Raw genomic sequence first — 21,607 nt, 5'->3', positions numbered from 1 at the left:
CAAAGGTACAAAACAAAGAGAGCGACCACAAATGATCGCTCTCCAATTAATATTTGACTAGAAGTTTTAGTTTACCACTAATCTTATCACTTCGTTTCGACTGTTTATTTCGTCAACAATATTCACAAAATATACGCCTTTACTCACGTCAAGATTAAAGTTATACTTCCCATCAATAGGCTCAATAGTATCTGTGTAAACAATTGCTCCGCTTGAAGAAGAAATGGTAATTTTCAACTGTTCGGCCATAAGGTTTGTACCTATGGTAAACTGTCCTTTTCCAGGGTTTGGATAAAGTGTAAACAAATCTGAAGTTTTAAAGTCACTTGCAACTGATGCAGCCTTGGTTTCTCCATCACAATTGTCTTCAAAATAGATACTCGTTTTATTCACCAGATTGTAAAAAGATCTAGCATAATAAACAGCAGCACCAAAATCAGAAGGACATAATTGTGCCAACTCATGAACATAGCTGTTGTCAACCTCTGTAATCTCTCCTGTTTCGTTATATTTTATCAACACCTCAACAAAAGACTTGAAATGAAATTCAACTTTATTCAAAGGAACAAAATTCATCAACTGCGAATTTGCTTTATCCTGTTTACCACTTAGCAATGCCAACTCAATTTCGTTCATTAATTGAACATTTGTTGAAGCACTATTCTGCATAAACTCCTGTATTAATTTATATTGCTCAACTATTTCTGGATGTTTATACAAAAAGGCATATAGGTTATATCCTTTCGCAGGATTTTCATTTGCCATTTCAACAATATATTCAACCATGTCATCAGTTAAGGTTGGATATCCATCAGTGAAAAGAGTGGTTGCAGCTTTTGATTCACATAGCGTAATAGAAGGTTCACTTTCTACTTCAACTAGTGAGAAGTTATCAAAGCTGTAATAATAAGCAGGATCTCCATTCCAAGCACCTGAGAATCCATCTGGATTAAAATATTGTGGAGAAGTTTGAATATACAATGGAGATAAAGATGCTACAGCATTGTCCATGTACGTCATATATGTTCCCGCAGGCCATCCTCCTAACCAACGATTATCTGAAGGATTAGTAGAATTTCCTTGCGGCCCAATTAAACCTCCGTCAGATAAAACAAATCCCCACTTATGCTCTTGCATATCATTTTTGATAAAAGTAGTTGGATAAGAATTTCCTGTAAATTCAATTCCATTCTTAGTTCTTCTAGTGAAATTACAAGACACATATAATCCTTTAGAATCTCTAAACCATATACCTTTTTCATTGTAATTGTTCCAGTTATAAGTACCTGTAACGTTATTGTTTACAACTGTAATATCCTCTTCACAATACACCACGTTGATTCCATATTGCGTTGGTGGATCACCATTAACATCATGTGGATCTTGATATAAACTGATGATATTCTGTCCACAATAAACCGGTCTTAATTCCCAATTTCTGATATGAATACCTCTGTGAGCAAATGAAATATCATTGCTATGAATATTAATAGAAGTATTAGGCACAATATCATGATTGTAAGTGCTCAACAAGACGTTTGTAACATAAATAGCATTGCTTATATACTCCAGCGGTTCTGGAGACTGACCAAGCTGCTTAATAATGTTCTTTTTAATTTGGATATTACCAGAGTACTGTCCACTTGTTGAAGTATACACCCCTCCAATATCATAAGCCCCAGTATTTCCAGCGAATGAAATAGGATTTTGGATGTTATCAATCTTATTTTGATCGATAAGAATATCCCTGTATCTGTTAGTAATCATGTAAATACCTCTCGAACCTCTGTGCAACAATATAGGAGCTGTTGCAGGAATTGTTTGCGTACTCTTGATAACACAATTTCTAATTTCGTGCTCAAAATAATTCACAGTTAAAATTGCATTGTGACAATCATAAAAACTATTAAAATGAGTATTGTCTGGAGTTCCAGGTATCACCTCAATTAGGTTATTATTCTCATTTAATGAGTTACCATAAATCGCTGCTCCTACATTTTTACCAACAGTATTCGTTTTTTGGAAAACACTGTTAACACAAGTAAAATTGGATGATAATGCATAAATTCCATAAACAAGGTTATCAAACAAGTTTGGTTTTTCAAGCTCTGTATCCCCAATTTTAATTTTATACCAGGTAGGATTAGAATCCTCATCAGTAACTGTTCCTACATTCAACAACTCAATTCCGTTAAACGACTTTTCATTCAAATGCGGTGATTTCAAATAAGCATTTGCGTTGTTATCAGGGTAATTAAAATTACTGATATAAGGAGCTGCTAATGGCCCAACATTGTATGCAGTATTTACATCATTTGTTTCAGGCCAAGTCATACTATTTGGTGTATAAGGAAGATCTCTACAAGTAAAGATGTTGTTCTCAAATCTGAAAGGATATGATGAAAGTTGATGTTGGAAATTTTCAATGACAATTGACTTATAATTCTTGTTAAAAGTGGTGTAATCAATATCCAAAATCAATGGAAAACTTGAAGCAAGTCCGTCTAAAACATAAACAGCAGCTTCAGCATCTTCTATTAAGTTACTTGCAGGATACGGATCATGTTCACCCGGTACTCCATGCATCACTAATTGACCACCCGGTTCAACTACGAAACCTTGCCACATATCTTCACATGCATAAAAGTGACAACCATAAATAGTTAAAACGCTTCCAGAAGGAATAGTAATAGTTGAACCTGGTTCCATTTTAAACTCATTGCTTTGGAAAGTTACGTTACCGTCAATTTCAATATTTCCAGCACAGTAAACCACTCCAGGTTCTGTATCATAGCTTACATACCCATCTTCTGTCACTTGCTCACATTCTTCACAATAGCACTCAACTGAAACGGTTACTTCAACGCTTTCTGTTCCGCATTCACTGCTAGCTACTAATGTATAAGTAGTAGTTTCATTTGGAGATGCATAAGGATCAACACATGTAGTGCAGCTTAAACCGTCAGCAGGATCCCAAGGCGCACCTATACCTCCATTGAGAATAGTTGCATCAATGTGCACTGGCAATCCAAATGGACAATAAGTATAGTAAGGATCTACATCTATAGTTGGTAAATCTTCAACATAAATAGTAACCTGATCTGTAAATGAACCGCATAAATTATCTGCAGTCAAGGTATAAGTGGTTGTAGTAGTTGGGGTCACCCATGTATTCAACATACCATTCCCACTAAATGGAGGTGTCCAAATAGTTGTTATTGGTGTTCCACCCGTAACAGACCCAACCAAATTATAAGCTGATGATTCGTTTAGACATAGTAAGGCATCATTACCTGCATTTACAACTAAAGGGTTTTCAACTTCTACAGTGATTTGATTTTCGTGCGTACAACCGTTGTCATCTGTTCCGATAACAGTGTATGTAGTAGTAGAGTAAATATTGAAAGGAACTCCGTCTGTTACTCCATTATCCCAAACATATGTGGTAGCTCCAGTCCCTTCCAAAGTGATTAATTCACCTGTACATACAGGATTGCCCGGAGAAACAACAGGAAATACATAAGGAGAAGGAAACACTGTAATTTCAATGAAATCAGAATTTGTACCACATTGGTTTTGTGCTGTTAGTGTATAAATAGTAGTTGACCCTGGATTTGCCATAGGATTTAAAATACCAGGATCCGAAAGTCCCGTTGCAGGTGACCATCCAACAATAGTTCCGTTTATAATACTACCATTTAGTTGAATAGGTGCATCCTTATTACATTTTGACATATCATTTCCTGCATCTACATCAGGAAGAGCATCTACGGTTACTAACACTTGATCTGTCCCCTGACAACCATTCTCATCCGTACCAATTACCGTATAAGTGGTTGTTACTGTTGGCACAAAAGGAACACCATCTGTAACTCCATTATCCCAAACATATGTACCATTTGGATCGGCACCTGAGCCATTTAAAGTAACACTTGCTCCATCACAAGCTAATTGATCTACTCCTGCATCAACAGTTGGATTAGGATTAACAGTTACCAATACATCTTGAGTAATTGTTCCACAACCATTGGTTACAAAAACCGTGTAAGTTGTAGTTACAGCCGGGTTCACTTCAGGATCTTCACAATCTAAACAACTAATATCAGTAGGCGGAAACCACGCATTTACATTTCCATTAGTCGGAGTTACGTCCAATGTAATTGGACCAGTTCCTTCACAAAAAGCAGCATCCGTAGGAACTACTATTGTAGGCAATCCACCTGTAGATGTAACAGTAATAGTTTGAGATGAAGTACACTGTGTATTGTTATCTGTAATCTGAAGTGTTAAAGTTGCCGGGAAACTATTCCATGAAACCCCAGTTTCCTGTTCATTTGGCTCTATAACATCACCATTTGTTGCTGACCATGAATAACTATAATTTCCTGATGGACCAGTATATACATTTGGTAAGTTACTACTTGTACAAACAGGATTAGGACCTGTAATTGTAGGAGTTGGAGGAGTATCAATAACAATTGTTTGAGTATATGGTGTTCCATTATCAATTATCAACTCTACTACATAAGTTCCAGGATTTTGGTAAATATGTACAGGATATTCAAAATTACCAGAAGTCAAATTATCATTTGTTCCGGCAGGAATATCTCCGTAAGTTCCGCTGATGGAATATGAATCTCCAAAATTCCACTGAAAATTTGTACCACAACCTAAATTGGCAAAATATACGGTTCCACAGTTATCACTACAAAATGTAAAATCTGGCGAATTTGCACCAAGGTCACCATCAATATCATTTGGCAAATCAAAATAACATGATTGAACACCTGGACCATTCCAGCTATCAAGGTAAACTGCATTTGGATTATAACCTATTTCATTAGAATTAGAAGAGAGTAATTTCTCATTCGGGTAATTAATAACACCTATTCTCTTTTGAGGAATTGCAAACCCTCTTCTGGCTACATAAACTTTTTCGTCAGGCCCTAATTGAAGAGAATATCCATTAAATACACCGTTCCACGTACTTGGAGGCTCCAAAGTACCAGGAGGCATGTAAAGTACTTTTTCATGCGGAGGAACATTATTACAAACTGATAAGTTTTCTAAGTCATATTGAAAAATATATGAACTTTGTCCAACATATAGAAATCTAGAATTTGGACTAAAAGAGACTCCATTTATTACCCCTGCTTCATCTCCTAATGAAGAGATAAATTCAAGATGTCCTGTTTCACAATTGAAGTAATAAAGATGCGTCTGCGAAGTATTATCAGATGTAGATTCAGTAAAAGCAATGTATTTTTTATCTGGACTAACAGCTATTTTACCAGTCCATCCTGATGTTTCATCAACATGAGTAGCATCAGGTATAAAATTTGGCCCGGCATCACTTAAAACTGGTACATTCTCAATTCCACTATTGGTAATTTTATAACTAGCAATAAATTGATTGATATTAGGATTATTTGCGCTTGTTGTCATTCCCGGACGATCATCATTCACAGGTTTTACTATCAACCAATAATCTGTTCCATTGCAATGAGGAACTGCCAATAAAGGTTCAGTAGTTGCGTAATTCTCTGTAGGGAAAGTTGGATTAGTCCCAACATAGTTCAAACTAGCATCAATTTCATATTGACTAACACCATAACCTGTTTGATTTGTAAAACTTGGGATATCGCTATTCGTATATATAAAATAATTGGTTGAAGATTGTGGCTTTGGAACAATTACAGTTCCTTGAGCACTAGAAGAAGTCGGAGAACTAACGCAGCTTCCATTCATTAAATTATTTGAATTTACTACTGCATGAGATGAATTAAATATTGAAATTCCATCAGTATAAAACAATAAATTTCCTTGACTATCACTAATTGATGCACAAGCTTCAAAAGAAGACATAGTTGGTGAATAAGCATCTTCAGCAAATCCAGAACCAAAGCTCACTGCCGATTTGCGACCGAAATACCAGTTACCATATTCACTTTGTATTGGATTACAATCTGTAACATAAATCTGCATTGGTGCAGAAGTAGCCGAACCTCCATTACCATCATATACTGTTAAAGATATATTATAAACCCCTGGTGTATCCCACACTATATTGGTTGGTTGAAGATCAGTTGATGTACTTGGCGTTGCTCCTTCAAAATTCCACAAATATCCGCTCGCCGTGAAAGTGCTAAATCCTATTGGTTCATTTACGCATATTTGAGTTACACTACCAGGCTGAGCCACATTTATTATAGGGTTCAAACCTGCCACAGTACACTGCACTCCAGTTGTCAATAAATTAGAATAAGAAACAAGATTCGACCTGTAATTTATAATCGTTTGATGCATTCTACTTGCTTGATCGTCTGTGAAAGTATTTCGACATGTATTTGCATTATCAAACGCATAATCCATGTGATTTTCAATCATATCTTCCAACTGTGGACCCACCAAATCAGGACAAGAATTTGTTCCTATTAAATTGTTGCAATCATCTTGATTTGTTGTACTGGTGGGGGGTGTATCGCAACACCAATCACCATGTGTATGGCAATCTAAATTACCGGTATACTCTTCACAACTGCTTTCAGCTTCTGAAGTGTGATACAATCCAAAATAGTGGCCTGCTTCATGAATAAGTGCTCTACCTTGATTATAATTTACGTTACTAGAGTTCATTCCGAATGCCTCCGAACGCATTACAATCCCATCTAAAGGAATAGATTGTAAAAAGGGTAATACATTTGGACTTGTTGCATAACCTAATAGCTCATTTCCAGCATTTTCATATTCTGAAATGTAATTAACCACCCAAATGTTTAGGTAATTTTGAGGATTAAAATAAACTGTACCTGTAAGTGCATTTAAACCATATTGAGAATTTACTTCTTGATTATGATTATCAGATAACATAGCAGATGTAGGATCTGCATATCGGGTAACACCAGGTTCAGTTACATGTGTTGAGTTATTCAAATCTCCCCAACTTAAACCACTAGGCGCATTTTGTGCCAGACAAAATTCAATTTGTGCGTCATCAGCCACAGGGATTGTAGATCCTAATGCATTGGCAAAACCTTGATTTAAAATATCCAATTGATTTAAAATCTCAGTGTGCGAAATTTGACCAGCTTCAGAAGTCTCTGCTCCAATTATGTGGAAAACTACAGGTACTTTAAAAGTATTTGCCTGCACATAATTTTTGTTTTGACCTGTAGAACCACCTGGTTTAGACGGCGCATAAACATTATGTTGCTCTTGCAGATATTGCTGAAATTTAACACTGTCCTTTCGAACTTGTCTTAATAAAAAATCAGATCCACAAAATTCTTGAGAGTATGCTTGTATGCATAATACAGCTAATACAAAAAGTAATGAAAACTTTTTCATATAGATTGGGGTTAAAATGAATATTGCGGTAAAGAAATGAAAAAAAATTGTTTTTACAAACAACTCAATATGAATAAAATAGAAATTACGTATTTCTACGGATAAGTCAATTTATACAACCAAAGCACGCAGTCAAAAAGCTCGTCTTCCATCTGTTTATCTTGCTTGAAACCCAATTTCAAAGCTAATTTTTTAGATGCCTCATGTCCTTCTTCAAAAACCCAAAACAATTCCTTCAATTGTCGTACTTCAAAGGCATGTTTAACAATAGGTTGGCACAGTTCAAAACCATAGCCCTGTCCCCAAAAATCCCTTGCCAAATGCAGACCAATTTGATCGATAACTGTATCTGAAAATTTATTGAGATTCATTGTTCCTATAAACTCATTTGTATCCTTATGATAAACAGACCAAAATTGAAGCAATTCTTGATTTTTAATTGCATTATTTGAGAGTCTTACCACCCATTCTTCAATTGTTTGATTTTGCAATGGTCTTATGAACTTATTAGAATCAGGTTCCTGAAACATCTTTACGATATCCGGAATATGCTCTTTGGTATAGGGAATCAGCTTTGCTCTTGCTGTAATATAAGTGCTCATTTATTCTTTTCGAACTGCTCTAACTTGTTTAAAATCATTCTTATTTCCAGCCTCATAATTTCCTGAACTAAAATTCATGAAATAAGCTTGATTACCATCAATTTCAGATGAAGACCAAAGTTCATCTGAAGAGGAGAAATTGCCATATCCGTTTAAATAAACATTGTTATATATGAAAAAAGCTTCTTCTGCTGATGGTAAGTACCAATCTGTTCTTCCCTCATTATTATCGTAATAACATAAACCGGCTGCGGCTTGTGAATTTCCGCAATCTGCAATAATTTCTTCGGTATTTTTATTACCGTATCCCCAAGCAATACTATCTGCACCATTTATTGTACTTCCCGCACATCCCCATACCGCAGAAGTACTTACGTTTACTTTTGACATTACATAAACGGTATTTGTGTTTGTATTAACATGGTAAATCAAGCCTTGAGCGTATGTTTTTCCATACAAACTATCAACAGGGAATTCAGTAAGAATATCAGCAATAGTAACACCGTTATCCAGTTTTTGCTGCACCGTATCATTGGGTTTAGCACAAGCAACCAATAACATCATTATCAAAACAGTTCCAAAGTATCTCATAATTTATCCTCCAAAGTCAACTGCTGTATAAAACAGCTCTGTTCCTTTATCAACTTGTAAAGTATCTCCGTTAAAAATATCTATATGTTTTCTCACCAATTGCACTCTACCTACATTTCTGGCATATACCTCAAACTCTCTGTCATACTCTATGTATGATGAAAAATCTTGATGCTCCACAATCACTGTAGAATCATAATCAATTGCACCTATTGTAGCAGGTTTGTAAATTTCATTATAATAACATTGCTGAGCGGGATTGTTATTGAGTGCGTTTCTGTCCCAATATTGATCATATGAAATAGAAAATGCCATTTTAATTATCCTTTCATTTTCTTCAACCACTTCAACATTGGTATTTGTTTTTTTCACAACCCAAACATCTTTTAATTGCCAGGCCAAAGTGTCTGAAAAACGTTGGTATCGGTACAATTTGTTAAAAGTCTCATTCTCCAAATCCAAATCCTCTTCGCCAATGACTTCTTTAATTTGATAATAAGTTGTATCATGCACTCCTACTGCATCATCATGTAAAATATCAATCACATCATATACAACATAATGACCTGAATCAACCGGAAAATATTCATATCCATAAATGATGGTATTGTCATTCTTTTTGCAACTAAAGAATAATACTGGAATAAGAATATAGACCCAATGCTTCATTTATAATTTTAACGCTGAATTTGGTGAGAAAGTTGGTATCAACTCATTCTCTTCAATTGAAGACCATATAGCAGCACAAACACACCTCCAATTACTGCATTCCAAATTATAGCAAAAAGGCTTAAAGTATTCATTGGATACATTAACAGTGTTAAGATAATTGGAACTAAAGTGTATAAAATATATAGGTAGTAACCGTTTTTCTTTAATTTGAACATCATAAAAACAGCCAGAAAACCAATTACTAAATGTAAAAGAGATACTAAACTAATCATCCAGAAATTTTCATTCTGAATTTCAGCCATTTCAATTGATTGTTTTATAATATTGATAAACACCTCAGGTGTATCTTCATTAATGGGTTTTAATGCTGTGTACTTATACTCATTGAATTCTTCAGCACTCATTTTTCCACCAAACATATTTGGCAATTGGATTAATAACATAATTCCAATCCACACCCATGAAAGTATTGCATACACTAATAGAGCAGTACCTCTTTTTTCTTTTACGCTTAATGACTCGTCATATAAATCCTGGTCCATAACTTATAGATTTTCAATAAATTTAATTGATTTTCCTATTTCAGGATGCATATACTTGTCTTCTTTTACAAACGGAACTTTTTTGCGATAATCGGCTATCATCTCTTCTAAAACTGCAGATGATTTTAACGGTCTTCTAAACTCAATTGCCTGTGAACCATTGAACAATTCAATGGCCAATATTTTCTTTAAATTCTCTACAATTCTGTACAATTTAGTTGCCGCATTTGCTCCCATACTTACATGATCTTCTTGTCCATTTGAAGATTCAATTGAATCTACAGAAGCAGGTGTTGCCAATTGCTTATTTTGACTCACTACAGATGCAGCCGCATATTGTGGAATCATAAATCCCGAATTGATTCCAGGATTAGCCACCAAAAACGCAGGTAAGCCTCTTTGACCACTGATTAATTGATAAACCCTTCTTTCTGAAATATTTCCTAATTCTGCCAAAGCGATTCCCATATAGTCTAAAGTCAACGCTAAAGGCTGACCATGAAAGTTTCCAGCAGAGATAATTTCATCAGTATCCGGGAAGATGGTTGGATTATCAGTTACAGCATTAATTTCCCTTTCAAATATTTCTGTTGCATAAGCAATTGTATCCTTAGACGCTCCGTGAACTTGCGGGATACATCTGAATGAATAAGGATCCTGTACGTGTGCTTTAGCTTGTGCAATGATCTCACTTCCTTTCAAGAGCTCTCTAAAAACTTGGGCCGTTTCAATTTGTCCTTGCTGATTACGGATTTCATTGACGTTTGCATTGAATGGGTTTAGTCTGCAATCATAAGCTTCAAGACTAATAGCAGCTACTTTATCCGCAGCTTTAGACAATTTTTTAGCTTGAATCAAACTCCAAACTCCATAAGCACTCATAAACTGAGTACCATTCAACAAGGCTAATCCTTCCTTAGATCTTAATGTAAGTGGTTTCCATTGCATCAGATTAAACATATCTGATGTTCTCATTCGTTTGCCGTTTACATCCACTTCCCCTTCTCCAATCAACATTAATGACATGTGAGCCAAAGGAGCTAAATCTCCTGAAGCACCTAATGACCCTTGCTGATATACAACCGGAACAATATCTTCATTGTAGCTATTGATCAATCTTTCAACTACTTCTAAACTGATCCCTGAATGACCATAAGACAAACCTTGAATTTTAAGTAACATCATCAATTTGACAATGTTTCTAGGAACTTCTTCTCCTATACCACAAGCATGAGATTTCACTAAATTCTCTTGCAATTGACTCAAATCATCTTTTGAAATTACAGTATTGCAAAGCGAACCAAATCCTGTGTTGATTCCATAAAACACTTCGTCACCATTGGCTAATTTGTCATCCAAATATTGACGGCATTTTAAAATTCTTTGTTTAGCATCATCCGACAATTTTAGACGTTGCTTTTGATCGATAATCTCTTTTACTTTGTCAATTGACAAGTGTTCGGCATTTATTTGATGTACCATGAAGGTTTACTTTAATTCTGACACTAATTGAATGAAATTGGCAGTTTCCTGTGTTCCTGATTCCATATTTTTATAGGTGATTGTACCGTTCTTTAATTCTTCTGAACCAATCATTACTACAAAAGGAATCTTTCTGTCATCTGCATATTTCATTTGCTTTTTCATTTTTGCAGCTGAAGGATAAACTTCACAAGGAATTCCCTGATCACGTAATTCTTTAGCATATTTCATACACTGTTTTTGCTCCGCTTCTCCAAAATTCACAAACATTACTTTGGTTCCTACCAAAGCTGATTTAGGAAACAAATCCAATTCGTTCATCACATCATAAATCCTGTCTGCTCCAAAGGATATTCCAACTCCTGAAACTCCTTTTAAACCAAAAAGAGAAGTAAGATCATCATATCTTCCACCTCCACAAATACTTCCAATTTTTACGTTATTGGCCGTTACTTCAAAGATGGCTCCAGTGTAATAATTTAGTCCTCTAGCCAAGGTAACTTCAAACTCTAATTTGGCTTTACTTAGACCAAGTGCATTTACTTCTTCAATTACATAAGAAAGTTCCTCTACTCCCTTTGTTCCTATTTCAGAATCAGAAAGAAAATCGGCCATTTGCTTGAGCTTTTCTTCATTGCTTCCACTCAGTGCAAACAAAGGATCTATTTTCTCTATTGCATTGGATGAAATCCCTCTTTGCTCCAATTCTTTAATCACACCGTCTTTGCCTATTTTGTCCAATTTATCTATGGCAATTGTAATAGGAATGATGTTCTCTTCTTCTCCACAAACTCCAGCAATTCCACTTAAGATTTTACGGTTATTGATTTTGATTGAAAAATCAGGAATCCCTAGATTAGATAACACCTCATCAAAAATCTGTACTAATTCAATTTCATATACCAATGAATCACTTCCAACTACATCAGCATCACATTGGTAAAATTCACGGTACCTACCTTTTTGCGGTTTATCCGCTCTCCAAACAGGTTGAATCTGATAACGTTTAAAAGGGAATGTAATCTCATTTTGGTTTTGCACTACAAATCGGGCAAAAGGAACAGTTAGGTCATAACGCAAGGCTTCTTCTGCCAATTTAGAAATGTCTTTATCCTGTTTCAATTTATCTCCTCTTGGCATAATTTTAAAAATAAGCCTATCCCCTTCTTCACCGTATTTACCCATCAAAGTTTGAGTAGTCTCCATTGCAGGAGTTTCAATTGGCAAGAAACCATATTTTACAAATGATGATTTAATTGTATCAAAGATGTAATTTCTCTTGGCCATTACATCCGGCAAAAAATCTCTTGTTCCTTTTACAACTGATGGTTTGTTACTCATAACTAAAATTTGGAGGCACAAATTTAATTTTTTTAGTCGGCTTAAGTAGAGTAAAATGATGAAACGACAAAATAGTTAGCTTTGCAAACAAATTGCATTTAATGTCGAAATTCAAAACGCGTTTAAAATACTATCTGATCGGATTTGGTTTAGGATTGGTATTGATGTTCTTTTTCTTTGGAAACAGAGCCTGTTCATGGCTTCCTGAAAACAGGGTTAAAAATATGTTAGCCGAAAAAGAAATTGTTGTAGGCGATAGCGTGTTGGCAATTATGGATTGCCAGGGAGTAAACAATGAAGATGTGTATAGATTTTTGAATGATGATGGAGATGTAAAGTTTGGCAAAAGTGACACTAAAGTTGAGCCTAAAGAATATCACATTGAGGGAATCAAAAACAACGAAGATTTAGTAATCAGATATGCCTTAAACACTGAATTCACAGAAGTAATTGGTATTGAGTATAATCAAACTAACTGCAGCACTACCTTATCTAATGAACATAAAAATGTAGTTGCACTTCCTCAAATAGAAGTAATTAAAAATCTGGAATTACAAGAATTCAGGATTTTAGATGAGGCAAAATGTCAATTAGATTGTTTAAATATTACAGAAGAGTCTATTTTGACATTTCATCACAATGCAAACTACAATGCTGAAGAATCACAACCAAGATTACAACCAAGTCCTCATTACATAATGGAAGGAGAATTAAATGGTCTTCAATTAAAAGTATTGTACATTTTAGGAGAAAGTAGAACTAGAATTGCAGATGTACAAACTTTAAGTGTAAGCTGCGAATGTGAATAATGAATCAGGAATTACTTGATAGCGACGGAATAAAGAACCATCATTCCGATATAGAGATTGAAAATGGTGCATCATTTAGCCCAAGATTACAACTTTTAGCTGGTGCATTAGCCTTAATGGGTTTAGTTGCCACTCTTAGTTTTGAACCTCAGGGATTAGTTTTAGGCCCTTTGTTTTTAATAGGAGGAATTTTTGTTTTAACCTCTAGACACGGAGTTGACATTTCTTTAGAAACTCACTACGTGAGAGAATATCACAAACGATTTTTATTTATAAAATCCGGAAAATGGATTCCAATGGCGGCTTTTTCTGATATCTGTATTCTTAAATTGGGTAAAACTAAAGTAACTTCTGACCTCACAGGGTCTGTTACTACACATTTAGATGCCAGTAAAAATGAAGTCTATTTAATGACCTTTGATCACAGAAAAAGGTTTTTATTAAAGATTTGCAAATCGCAAAAAGAGGCCGTTCAATTTGCTGAGGAAATGGCAGAGAAGTTGGACAAAAAGTTTACAACTTTCAATCCAAAAATCAGTGCTGAAACTCAAGCCAAATTAAGATACAGAAGATAAGAAGTCGACCAGTCTTTCTTGAACTACATTCTTGTCATTGCTGTTATTAATAATCACTTTTGACTTTAAATAGTATGGAGATCTACTTCGTAATGTATTAGAAATATAATTTGCCAGTTCTAATTCATTTTTAAAGTTTTGAATCAATGGTCTTTGATTTTTTTGTTGGGTCAATCTTGAGGCTAAATCTTTTTCATTTACCCATAAATAGATGGGTAAGCCTTTTTCAAGAATGAGATTGATATTCTGCTCGGAGCATGGTGTTCCTCCTCCCAAAGCATAAACTCCGGGGGAATCATCCAGATTTTTCAACCAATCGGATTCAACTTTCCTAAAATAGGCTTCTCCTTTTTTAGCAAAAATCTCACTTATTGACATCTTTTCATTGGCTTCAATAGCTTCATCACTATCCACAAAAGGAAGATTTAAACCCTCAGCTAAAGTTTTTCCGGCGTTAGTTTTACCCGAACCCATGAAACCAATTAAAAAAAATTGCATGCTCAAAGCTACTGAGTTTTTGGCGTTTAAGAATTATTCGAAATAAAATTTATTGGATTTGTTTGTGGATTTAAATAAAGCCTATATATTTGCACCCGCAAACGGAGGAAATATCCTCTCAAAATTAGGGATTCGTCCCTCGCAGGGTAGATCTGGTAGCTCAGTCGGTAGAGCATCTCCCTTTTAAGGAGAGGGTCCTGGGTTCGAGCCCCAGCCAGATCACAAGAAACGGAAACTTAAGGGTTTCCGTTTTTTTTTGAATTAACCTTATACTTTCCGTTTTAAAATCTTGAATTTAATTCGTATTTTTCGGACGTTATGAAAAAATCACTTTTCTATTTAAGTGTGTTTGGAGCATTGATAATGTTTCAAAGCTGTAATAAAAATGGCTGCACAAATCCAGAAGCAGACAATTATAATCCGGATGCCAAATCAGAAGACTTCTCTTGTGCTTACACCGGAAATGTTTTCTTTTGGTGTAATCCTCAAGTGTCTGATTCGTTGAATTCACTTGGCCACTCAATTTTAAGATTTGAGGTTGGTGGAGATATAGTAGATTCAACAGCAACTGTATCATTTGCTTCTGTAGCCGGTGATTGTGGAGGTGTTGGAGTAATGACCATTCCTCAATCATTTACCGGTAATAATGAATGGAAGTATAAATGGAGAGTAAAAGGTGACAACTTTGTTACTCTTTACGAAGGATTTGTTACAATTCCTGGAGGAGATTGCGCCGAAGTTGAATTAGGATATCCTTAATAGTTTAAAATTATTAGTACAATATTTTATATTTGCGGTCCCCAATATTTGGGGACTTTTTTTTGAGCACTGCCCAGGTGCTGGAATTGGTAGACAGGCATGGTTGAGGGCCATGTGTCCGTTAGGGCGTGCGGGTTCGACTCCCGCTCTGGGCACTTTTATAAATCTTGATGTCCCGCTCTGGGCACTTTAAAAGACAGAGAAATCTGTCTTTTTTTATTTTGTTCAAAGAATATCCTTCAACTTGCCCCAAAAAATCAGTTGAAATAATATCTTTATAAGTCCTTACCAATTATACCTGAATGAAATTACTACTGAGCTTTTTAGCGGTTTTAACGATTACTTTTTCACATGCAAAACGTATTGAACTCAATACCATTTCGTTAGAAGTTCCAGACATTGTTGCATCCGGAAATAAAACTACTATTTCACTTGATGGTTTCAGTACGTATTCTTTTACCAGACTAAGAGCTGACAGTACAGCCTATGTGTTTAATTATACTTTTAAATATAACAATGCGCTTTACGAGTTTAGAGAAACATCTAAAGCTGATATCTGGGAATGGTTAGAAAATGAATATAAGCCCGGAAGTGCTAGAAAAAAAGAATTCAAGCATTATAAAATTGAGAACTTTGAGAGTTTAGAAAATAAAGTACTTGATATGAAAATGCAGAAATTCAGAATTGAGTACAATCAAGGATTACGAAAGCTTACACTTATCTATAAAATAGATGAAACTACTCAGTTTATGGCTTCTATTAAATCTGCTTTTCCGGTTAAAGAGTTTTTAGCAGCACAAGACACTTTAGTGAGTATGTTAGAAACTGTTGAATGGAATGTTCCTAAATTAAGACCTCATGGAATGTTTGAGCAAAAAGGTGAAATTGCTGATCACATCAAACATCATATTGTAAGACTTCCATTTGCCCTTTCTAATGACTTTGACAATCCTGTAGTAGCGATTACTAAGGATGATGAAGTTTTGATTGCTTATGCGCATGCAGATGGTTCAGAAATAATTCATCTTGACAAGGAAATGAAAATGAAAAACCATTACCATTATGATAGGTTGATTCATGATATTGTCACTACAAAGAATGGATTTTTTGCATTATCATCAGATGACTATAATATGATGAGATATGACATCTACCCTAGTTTGTATCTGACTAAACACAAGGCAAACGGAGATTTAGTTTATACGCAATCATTCTTTAAAAAGGACAATACAAAATTTCCGGGAAGTCAAACTTATGACTATTATTCAAGAGACGGCGCTTGTCTTGAAATAGCAGATTCTATAGGAATTGTATATGCAACATCTGAAAAGAGATTTGGAATTTCTAACCTCGTTCAGGAGGGAGCTTACAAGACTTTTTCTGTTACAACCGGATTTTTGAAAAAAGGAAAAAAGGACTTATTTCACGTCAGCCATTGTTTTGCAATGAAGTCTGTAAGACATAAGGATGATGCTTATTTGTTCAGCATTGGTGATAACGACCCAAGAGGTTTATCATTGTCTAAAGTGAATTTAACGATCCATAAAGACTCTACTGACACTACTTCATTTTGGCATGAGGTGTTGGTTCCGTTTAAAGGAATACTAGGTGACAATTACACAGCAGACAGCCATATTTCTGACCCAATAGTTTGGAATGGTAGCTTATATATCGCCTTAGAAACTGAAGAAAACGCACGTACTAATCATGATCCCAATCCAAGATCAGCCAATAGAGGAATGAACGATATTTTTCTAGTTAAATGCAGTTTAGAAGGGGAAGATGTGGAAGTCACCCAGATGACAAAAACCAAGTACATTGAAGAAGCCAATGGTAAAATTGCCGTTGTTGGAGACCGATTACTTTTGGTTTACAATGAAATTAAATACAGCAATGTAGGATTGGTTAATAGCATAGAAGAAAAGTACATGTATGTTAATGAGAAATCTATGCGTGAAACTATGGCTGAAGATTTAAACTCGTATTATGTAAACGAAAGAGAAAAGTCTTGCAAAATGCCTGATAGCGGAATCAACAGAGACGGAAACGACTTTGTTAAAACATCTGATGGTCGTATCATCTGGGTAAGATTAATGCGTAATACCAGACAATTGGAAGTTATTGAAATAGATGGATAATTAAATCCGGAAACTCAAAGTTCTACTAAGGAATCCACTTTTTATCAAAATTTGGCTTTCTCTTTTCAAGGAATGCATCTCTCCCCTCTTTTGCTTCATCAGTCATGTAAGCTAATCTTGTAGCCTCTCCCGCAAATACTTGTTGTCCAACCATTCCATCATCTGTTAAGTTCATTGCAAACTTTAACATTTTGATTGAAATTGGAGATTTAGCCAAAATTTCCAAAGCCCATTGGTAAGCCGTATCTTCTAATTCATCATGAGGGATAACAGCATTTACCATTCCCATTTGAAAAGCTTCATCTGCTGAATAATTACGACCTAAAAAGAATATTTCTCGAGCCTTTTTTTGACCTACCATTTTAGCTAAATACGCAGATCCATAACCACCGTCAAAACTTGTTACATCTGCATCAGTTTGCTTAAAAATTGCATGTTCCTTACTTGCTAATGTAAGATCACAAGTTACGTGCAAACTATGTCCTCCACCAACAGCCCATCCCGGAACCACCGCGATAACAGCTTTAGGCATGAACCTGATTTGTCTTTGTACATCCAGAATATTTAATCTGTGATAACCGTCCTCTCCAACATATCCTTCATTGCCTCTGGCTTTTTGATCTCCTCCTGAGCAAAACGACCACACTCCGTCCTTTGAAGAAGGTCCCTCTGCAGAAAGTAAAATCACTCCAATACTGGTATCTTCTTGTGCATCATGAAAAGCTCTGATTAACTCACTAGTAGTTTTAGGTCTGAACGCATTTCTAACATCCGGACGGTTAAAAGCAATTCTGGCAACACCATCAGCTGTTTTTTTGTAGGTAATGTCCTCAAATTCTATGGCAGTTTTCCATTCTGGTTTTGACATGGTCTAAATTTATTTTAGACAAATGTAGTAAGAATCGAATTTGTCAGTTGGGATTCTTCATTTAATTCTACCCTTTCCAAGCTTGTGAGTAATGTAAATAGTGATCACAGTTTTGCAACTTTTCTGCATGATCAGGATATTTCTTTACGAAATTCTCCCATAAATCACCCTGATAATTCTTTACCTTTTTGTACTCTTCATAGCCATCTGCATCATGGTAAGCTTTATCTCTTAAACACTTTAATTGCATACGGTGACAAAAAGCGGCATAATCATCATTTGGTGCATAATCTTCGGCCAACTTGTAATATTTTAAAGCTCGTTCAGAATTGTAATAATAATCCTGATTTCTAGTGCCTTCAGACTCATGATATCCACCCCAAACATATCCCCAAGAATACTCTGTATAATAATATGAATTTCCGTTATAAGTCATATTATAGTAGGCATTACCTAACAACAAGGCGATATAAGATTTGTTTCCTTCTCCTGATTCAAGTTGTTGCTTTAAAGCCATTATCTCGTTAACAAACTCAGGTTTGGTATATGTACTTCCTGTTTTGTTTCCTCCATACCCACGTCCAATCATATTAGTTTCAAAAGGATCATTTCTCAATTCTTGTTTATAGTAATAATGGTAAGTTGCGTCATCTGAATACCAAACCTCTGAAGGAATTTTTTGATAAATTTCATATGCTGCTTGCAGATTGTCTTCTCTTAAAAAGGATGTTCCCCACAAATCCATAAATCTCCATCTCCAAGGTTCCATTCCTTTCATCAACCATGTTTCCATTTCTGTTTTATTTGGCTTATTCCAAAAATCAAAAAATGCAGTCATATCCTCTGAGTTTGCGTTTGCATCCAAAAGTCTAAATGCTTGATACGGACTTTCTTCTTCACCCCAGTATTGATAAGTAAAATTTAAATTATGCCCCATTACCTTGGCTCTAAATAAAGCCGCTAAAGTCAAATCTCCCTCATCCATATATTTATTTGAGATAGCTAATACAATTTGAGCATAGAATCGCTGAAAGTCATATAAATGATCCTTGTAAGATTCTATTTCCTTTAGTCCATCTGCAATTTCTTGTTGAAATCCTTCAGACCAATCTGCCTGATTTTTAACCCTGCTCAACATACTTATAACAGCAATTTGACCTTTCATTTCAGGAGTTTTAGCCAATTTGGATGCCTTTTTCAAGCTTTTTTCTGTTCCTTTTTCATTGTCTAACATGTACTCCATATAGGCAATACCAGCATGCCATAAAGCCGGATTATCAACAGTGTAAGAATCCACTATTTTCTGAGCCGTCCCCTTAAATTTTTTCAAATAAGTTTTATCTGATTCAAAATTCTTATCTGCAATGAAACCAAAAACATCATCATTCCATGTATTGATCCCAGGCCCCATTCCGAGGTGTTTTCTTGATAAATACCAATCTTCTAATTTGTTTATTTCCCTTACAAACAAAATATCCAGCAATTCATCTCCGGCATTTAACTGTGCTATTTCAAGGATTTGATCATTTGCGCGCGCAGGATTTTTATACGCTAAGATGCTCAATACTGCTGCTCTTTCCTTGTTGTTTTGACACTTTTGTAATACTCCTTTTAGTTGATCTCTGTTTTCTGGAAATTTTTGAAAGATGTATCTGTTTTTAGATTTTGAGTCATCAAATACTTTTGACAAAATGTAAAATCTGTCATCATAATCCTTCATGTTACCATAGTAAAACTCTGCCCATACTTTGATAACACTCTCTTTTGGATAAGGCAAAATCACCTTTTTATACCATTCTTCAACAACTTTCTCATTGTTTAAATAGTAACTGATAACAACAACTTGAAAAGCATATCTCAATTTAATTGTTTCGTCTACTACAGAATTATATCTATTTACTGCCAGGTCTAACGACTGCTTCATTCCTTCCAAATCCATCTCTTTTTCTTCCCAGTAATCAATTCGCAGTTGTTCTTCAAGCAATTTAGAAAATCGAATATACTCCGCAGCTTCGGCACTTCTACCGTCTTCAAAATGCTTAATCAATGGACTGTTTTTATACTTGTCTTGATTTGGTTTATCATAGATCACCATATCGATATCAGCTATAGTGAATTTGCCTTCAAAGTAGTTGTACCACTCATTTAAATTCTCATTTGGCCCACTATATTCATCCACTTTATACCAATTAAACTGGTGTGCACTATAGAACAAATCACTCATGTCTGTTCCTCCGGCCAGGTCCTGACTAAATAGACAAAATCTTATGTAATCCCCCTCAGGACCCCAGGCACAAGGCTTGGCAATAAAGGTGCTACTCAAAAGTGCTAAAAACAGTATTGATCTTTTCATAATCGTTAGGTGTATATGCTTGTAAATCGTAAATCAGAACCCTAATACTGTCCTGACTCAATTCATTATTTAATAGGTTGGCTGCTTTGATTAATTCTTCCTGATCACAATTTTCAAACCTCAGTTCATCACCAAATCTAAAGTAGGTGTTAAACAAAACAGTATCGGCTTTAAAAATATAAGTATTCTCCATTTTTTGCATGAAGAGATCATTGTTTTTAAGTTGATTTTCAGTAAAGTCGGGACAAATCTGAAAAAACTCACCTTCTCTAAAAAGTAAGCTCCATTTAAAATTAGGTAAACCCACATCTAGCTTAATTGGATATGTTCCAAATCCCAAATACTGTTTTCCAATTTCATTGTTGAGTATTGAATTTGTTTCTGAATATGACTTAAAATCTCCCATGTTATAATACATCAGCATTCCCTTGTCTACAGGCGGAACCCCACTTAAATCAGGATATTTGTATTGATACAATCGGATTGTGGCAGAAATTTGGCCCTGATGAATAGCTTGAAACTCCTTTAAAAACAGAAAGTACTTATCCTTAATGGATGGGGTCCAATCACAGTCAAATTGAATTTCATCTATCTCATTTCCATCCGGATTTAAACTGTAAATTGTTTTATGCGTTTTTATCGCAATGTTTCTAATTTCAGATGAATCTATATTTTGAAAGACATCTGTAGTTATAAAAACAGTAGGCACAATTGGTTGCTTTACTTCTGTTTTAAAATCCACATAAGCTGCAGGCCTTACTTCTTCTCCATTCCAAACAAGATCAAAATACTTCACATACAATACACTGGCATTAATTTCTTCTAAAAAGTCAATTTGATTTTGACTGAAATCAACTTCTGTTTTCCAATGATAAAAACCCCTTTCAACCTCTTTGTCGGAAGTATCTTTTGTTCCTGATTGACAAGCAAAAAGAAATAGCAGAAATATGTAAATACTGAAGTTTCTCATTTTCAACTTCAATACTACTTATTTTAATGTTTTTAGATCACCTTAGCATTGGAAATATTG

The 21,607-nt window shown here is 35.1% G+C and carries 15 protein-coding genes and 2 tRNA genes; 6 read left to right on the top strand and 11 right to left on the bottom strand.

What is annotated here, in order from left to right; translation table 11 throughout:
- Nucleotides 1-66: 66 nt before the first annotated feature.
- The 7 genes from K6119_RS18965 to hisS form a co-directional block, all read right to left on the bottom strand.
- Nucleotides 67-7,347, bottom strand: coding sequence for a M43 family zinc metalloprotease (locus K6119_RS18965; RefSeq protein WP_221834704.1), 7,281 nt, complete (start codon nucleotides 7,345-7,347; stop codon nucleotides 67-69).
- A gap of 95 nt (nucleotides 7,348-7,442) precedes the next feature.
- Nucleotides 7,443-7,949: a GNAT family N-acetyltransferase gene (locus tag K6119_RS18960; RefSeq protein WP_221834705.1), complete on the bottom strand. Its 507-nt coding sequence runs from the start codon at nucleotides 7,947-7,949 to the stop codon at nucleotides 7,443-7,445.
- A complete protein-coding gene (locus K6119_RS18955; RefSeq protein WP_221834706.1) occupies nucleotides 7,950-8,540 on the bottom strand; it encodes a hypothetical protein in 591 nt (196 codons plus the stop codon).
- Between the two features lie 3 nt (nucleotides 8,541-8,543).
- Nucleotides 8,544-9,209 carry a hypothetical protein gene (locus tag K6119_RS18950; protein ID WP_221834707.1) on the bottom strand — a complete coding sequence of 222 codons (666 nt, stop codon included), beginning with the start codon at nucleotides 9,207-9,209 and terminating at the stop codon, nucleotides 8,544-8,546.
- A gap of 38 nt (nucleotides 9,210-9,247) precedes the next feature.
- Nucleotides 9,248-9,754 carry a hypothetical protein gene (locus K6119_RS18945; protein ID WP_221834708.1) on the bottom strand — a complete coding sequence of 169 codons (507 nt, stop codon included), beginning with the start codon at nucleotides 9,752-9,754 and terminating at the stop codon, nucleotides 9,248-9,250.
- A gap of 3 nt (nucleotides 9,755-9,757) precedes the next feature.
- Nucleotides 9,758-11,236 carry a histidine ammonia-lyase gene (gene hutH, locus K6119_RS18940; RefSeq protein ID WP_221834709.1) on the bottom strand — a complete coding sequence of 493 codons (1,479 nt, stop codon included), beginning with the start codon at nucleotides 11,234-11,236 and terminating at the stop codon, nucleotides 9,758-9,760.
- A 6-nt stretch (nucleotides 11,237-11,242) separates the two neighbouring features.
- Nucleotides 11,243-12,577, bottom strand: a complete 1,335-nt coding sequence (gene hisS / locus K6119_RS18935; protein WP_221834710.1) for a histidine--tRNA ligase — start codon at nucleotides 12,575-12,577, stop codon at nucleotides 11,243-11,245.
- A 101-nt stretch (nucleotides 12,578-12,678) separates the two neighbouring features.
- On the opposite strand from hisS, the gene K6119_RS18930 reads away from it, so the two are divergent.
- Together K6119_RS18930 and K6119_RS18925 are read left to right on the top strand one after the other, a co-directional pair.
- Entirely contained in the window at nucleotides 12,679-13,386 is a 708-nt protein-coding gene (locus tag K6119_RS18930) for a hypothetical protein (protein WP_221834711.1), read from the top strand.
- Nucleotides 13,386-13,961 carry a hypothetical protein gene (locus K6119_RS18925; RefSeq protein WP_221834712.1) on the top strand — a complete coding sequence of 192 codons (576 nt, stop codon included), beginning with the start codon at nucleotides 13,386-13,388 and terminating at the stop codon, nucleotides 13,959-13,961. Before K6119_RS18930 ends, K6119_RS18925 begins: the two co-directional genes overlap by 1 nt.
- Here K6119_RS18925 and K6119_RS18920 read toward each other — a convergent pair.
- Nucleotides 13,944-14,459, bottom strand: coding sequence for a shikimate kinase (locus K6119_RS18920; protein WP_221834713.1), 516 nt, complete (start codon nucleotides 14,457-14,459; stop codon nucleotides 13,944-13,946). The two genes, K6119_RS18925 and K6119_RS18920, sit on opposite strands and share 18 nt — an antisense overlap.
- Nucleotides 14,460-14,608: 149 nt before the next feature.
- Here K6119_RS18920 and K6119_RS18915 point away from each other — a divergent pair.
- From K6119_RS18915 to K6119_RS18900, 4 genes are all read left to right on the top strand, one after another.
- Nucleotides 14,609-14,681, top strand: a tRNA-Lys gene (locus tag K6119_RS18915).
- 96 nt (nucleotides 14,682-14,777) lie between these two features.
- Entirely contained in the window at nucleotides 14,778-15,218 is a 441-nt protein-coding gene (locus tag K6119_RS18910; RefSeq protein ID WP_221834714.1) for a hypothetical protein, read from the top strand.
- A 71-nt stretch (nucleotides 15,219-15,289) separates the two neighbouring features.
- A tRNA-Leu gene (locus K6119_RS18905) sits at nucleotides 15,290-15,373 on the top strand.
- A gap of 147 nt (nucleotides 15,374-15,520) precedes the next feature.
- Nucleotides 15,521-17,356: a hypothetical protein gene (locus tag K6119_RS18900; RefSeq protein ID WP_221834715.1), complete on the top strand. Its 1,836-nt coding sequence runs from the start codon at nucleotides 15,521-15,523 to the stop codon at nucleotides 17,354-17,356.
- Between the two features lie 25 nt (nucleotides 17,357-17,381).
- Here the strand turns inward: K6119_RS18900 and K6119_RS18895 are convergent, their stop codons facing one another.
- From K6119_RS18895 to K6119_RS18885, 3 genes are all read right to left on the bottom strand, one after another.
- Nucleotides 17,382-18,224: a 1,4-dihydroxy-2-naphthoyl-CoA synthase gene (locus K6119_RS18895; RefSeq protein WP_221834716.1), complete on the bottom strand. Its 843-nt coding sequence runs from the start codon at nucleotides 18,222-18,224 to the stop codon at nucleotides 17,382-17,384.
- A 67-nt stretch (nucleotides 18,225-18,291) separates the two neighbouring features.
- A complete protein-coding gene (locus tag K6119_RS18890; protein WP_221834717.1) occupies nucleotides 18,292-20,577 on the bottom strand; it encodes a hypothetical protein in 2,286 nt (761 codons plus the stop codon).
- Nucleotides 20,540-21,559 carry a hypothetical protein gene (locus K6119_RS18885; protein WP_221834718.1) on the bottom strand — a complete coding sequence of 340 codons (1,020 nt, stop codon included), beginning with the start codon at nucleotides 21,557-21,559 and terminating at the stop codon, nucleotides 20,540-20,542. The genes K6119_RS18890 and K6119_RS18885 overlap by 38 nt, the downstream gene beginning before the upstream one ends.
- Nucleotides 21,560-21,607: the final 48 nt, after the last annotated feature.

The organism is Paracrocinitomix mangrovi, assembly GCF_019740355.2.
Lineage (GTDB): Bacteria > Bacteroidota > Bacteroidia > Flavobacteriales_D > Crocinitomicaceae > Paracrocinitomix > Paracrocinitomix mangrovi.
The sequence above is the reverse complement of the archived record's forward strand: the minus strand, read 5'-3'. Positions and strand labels throughout refer to the sequence as shown.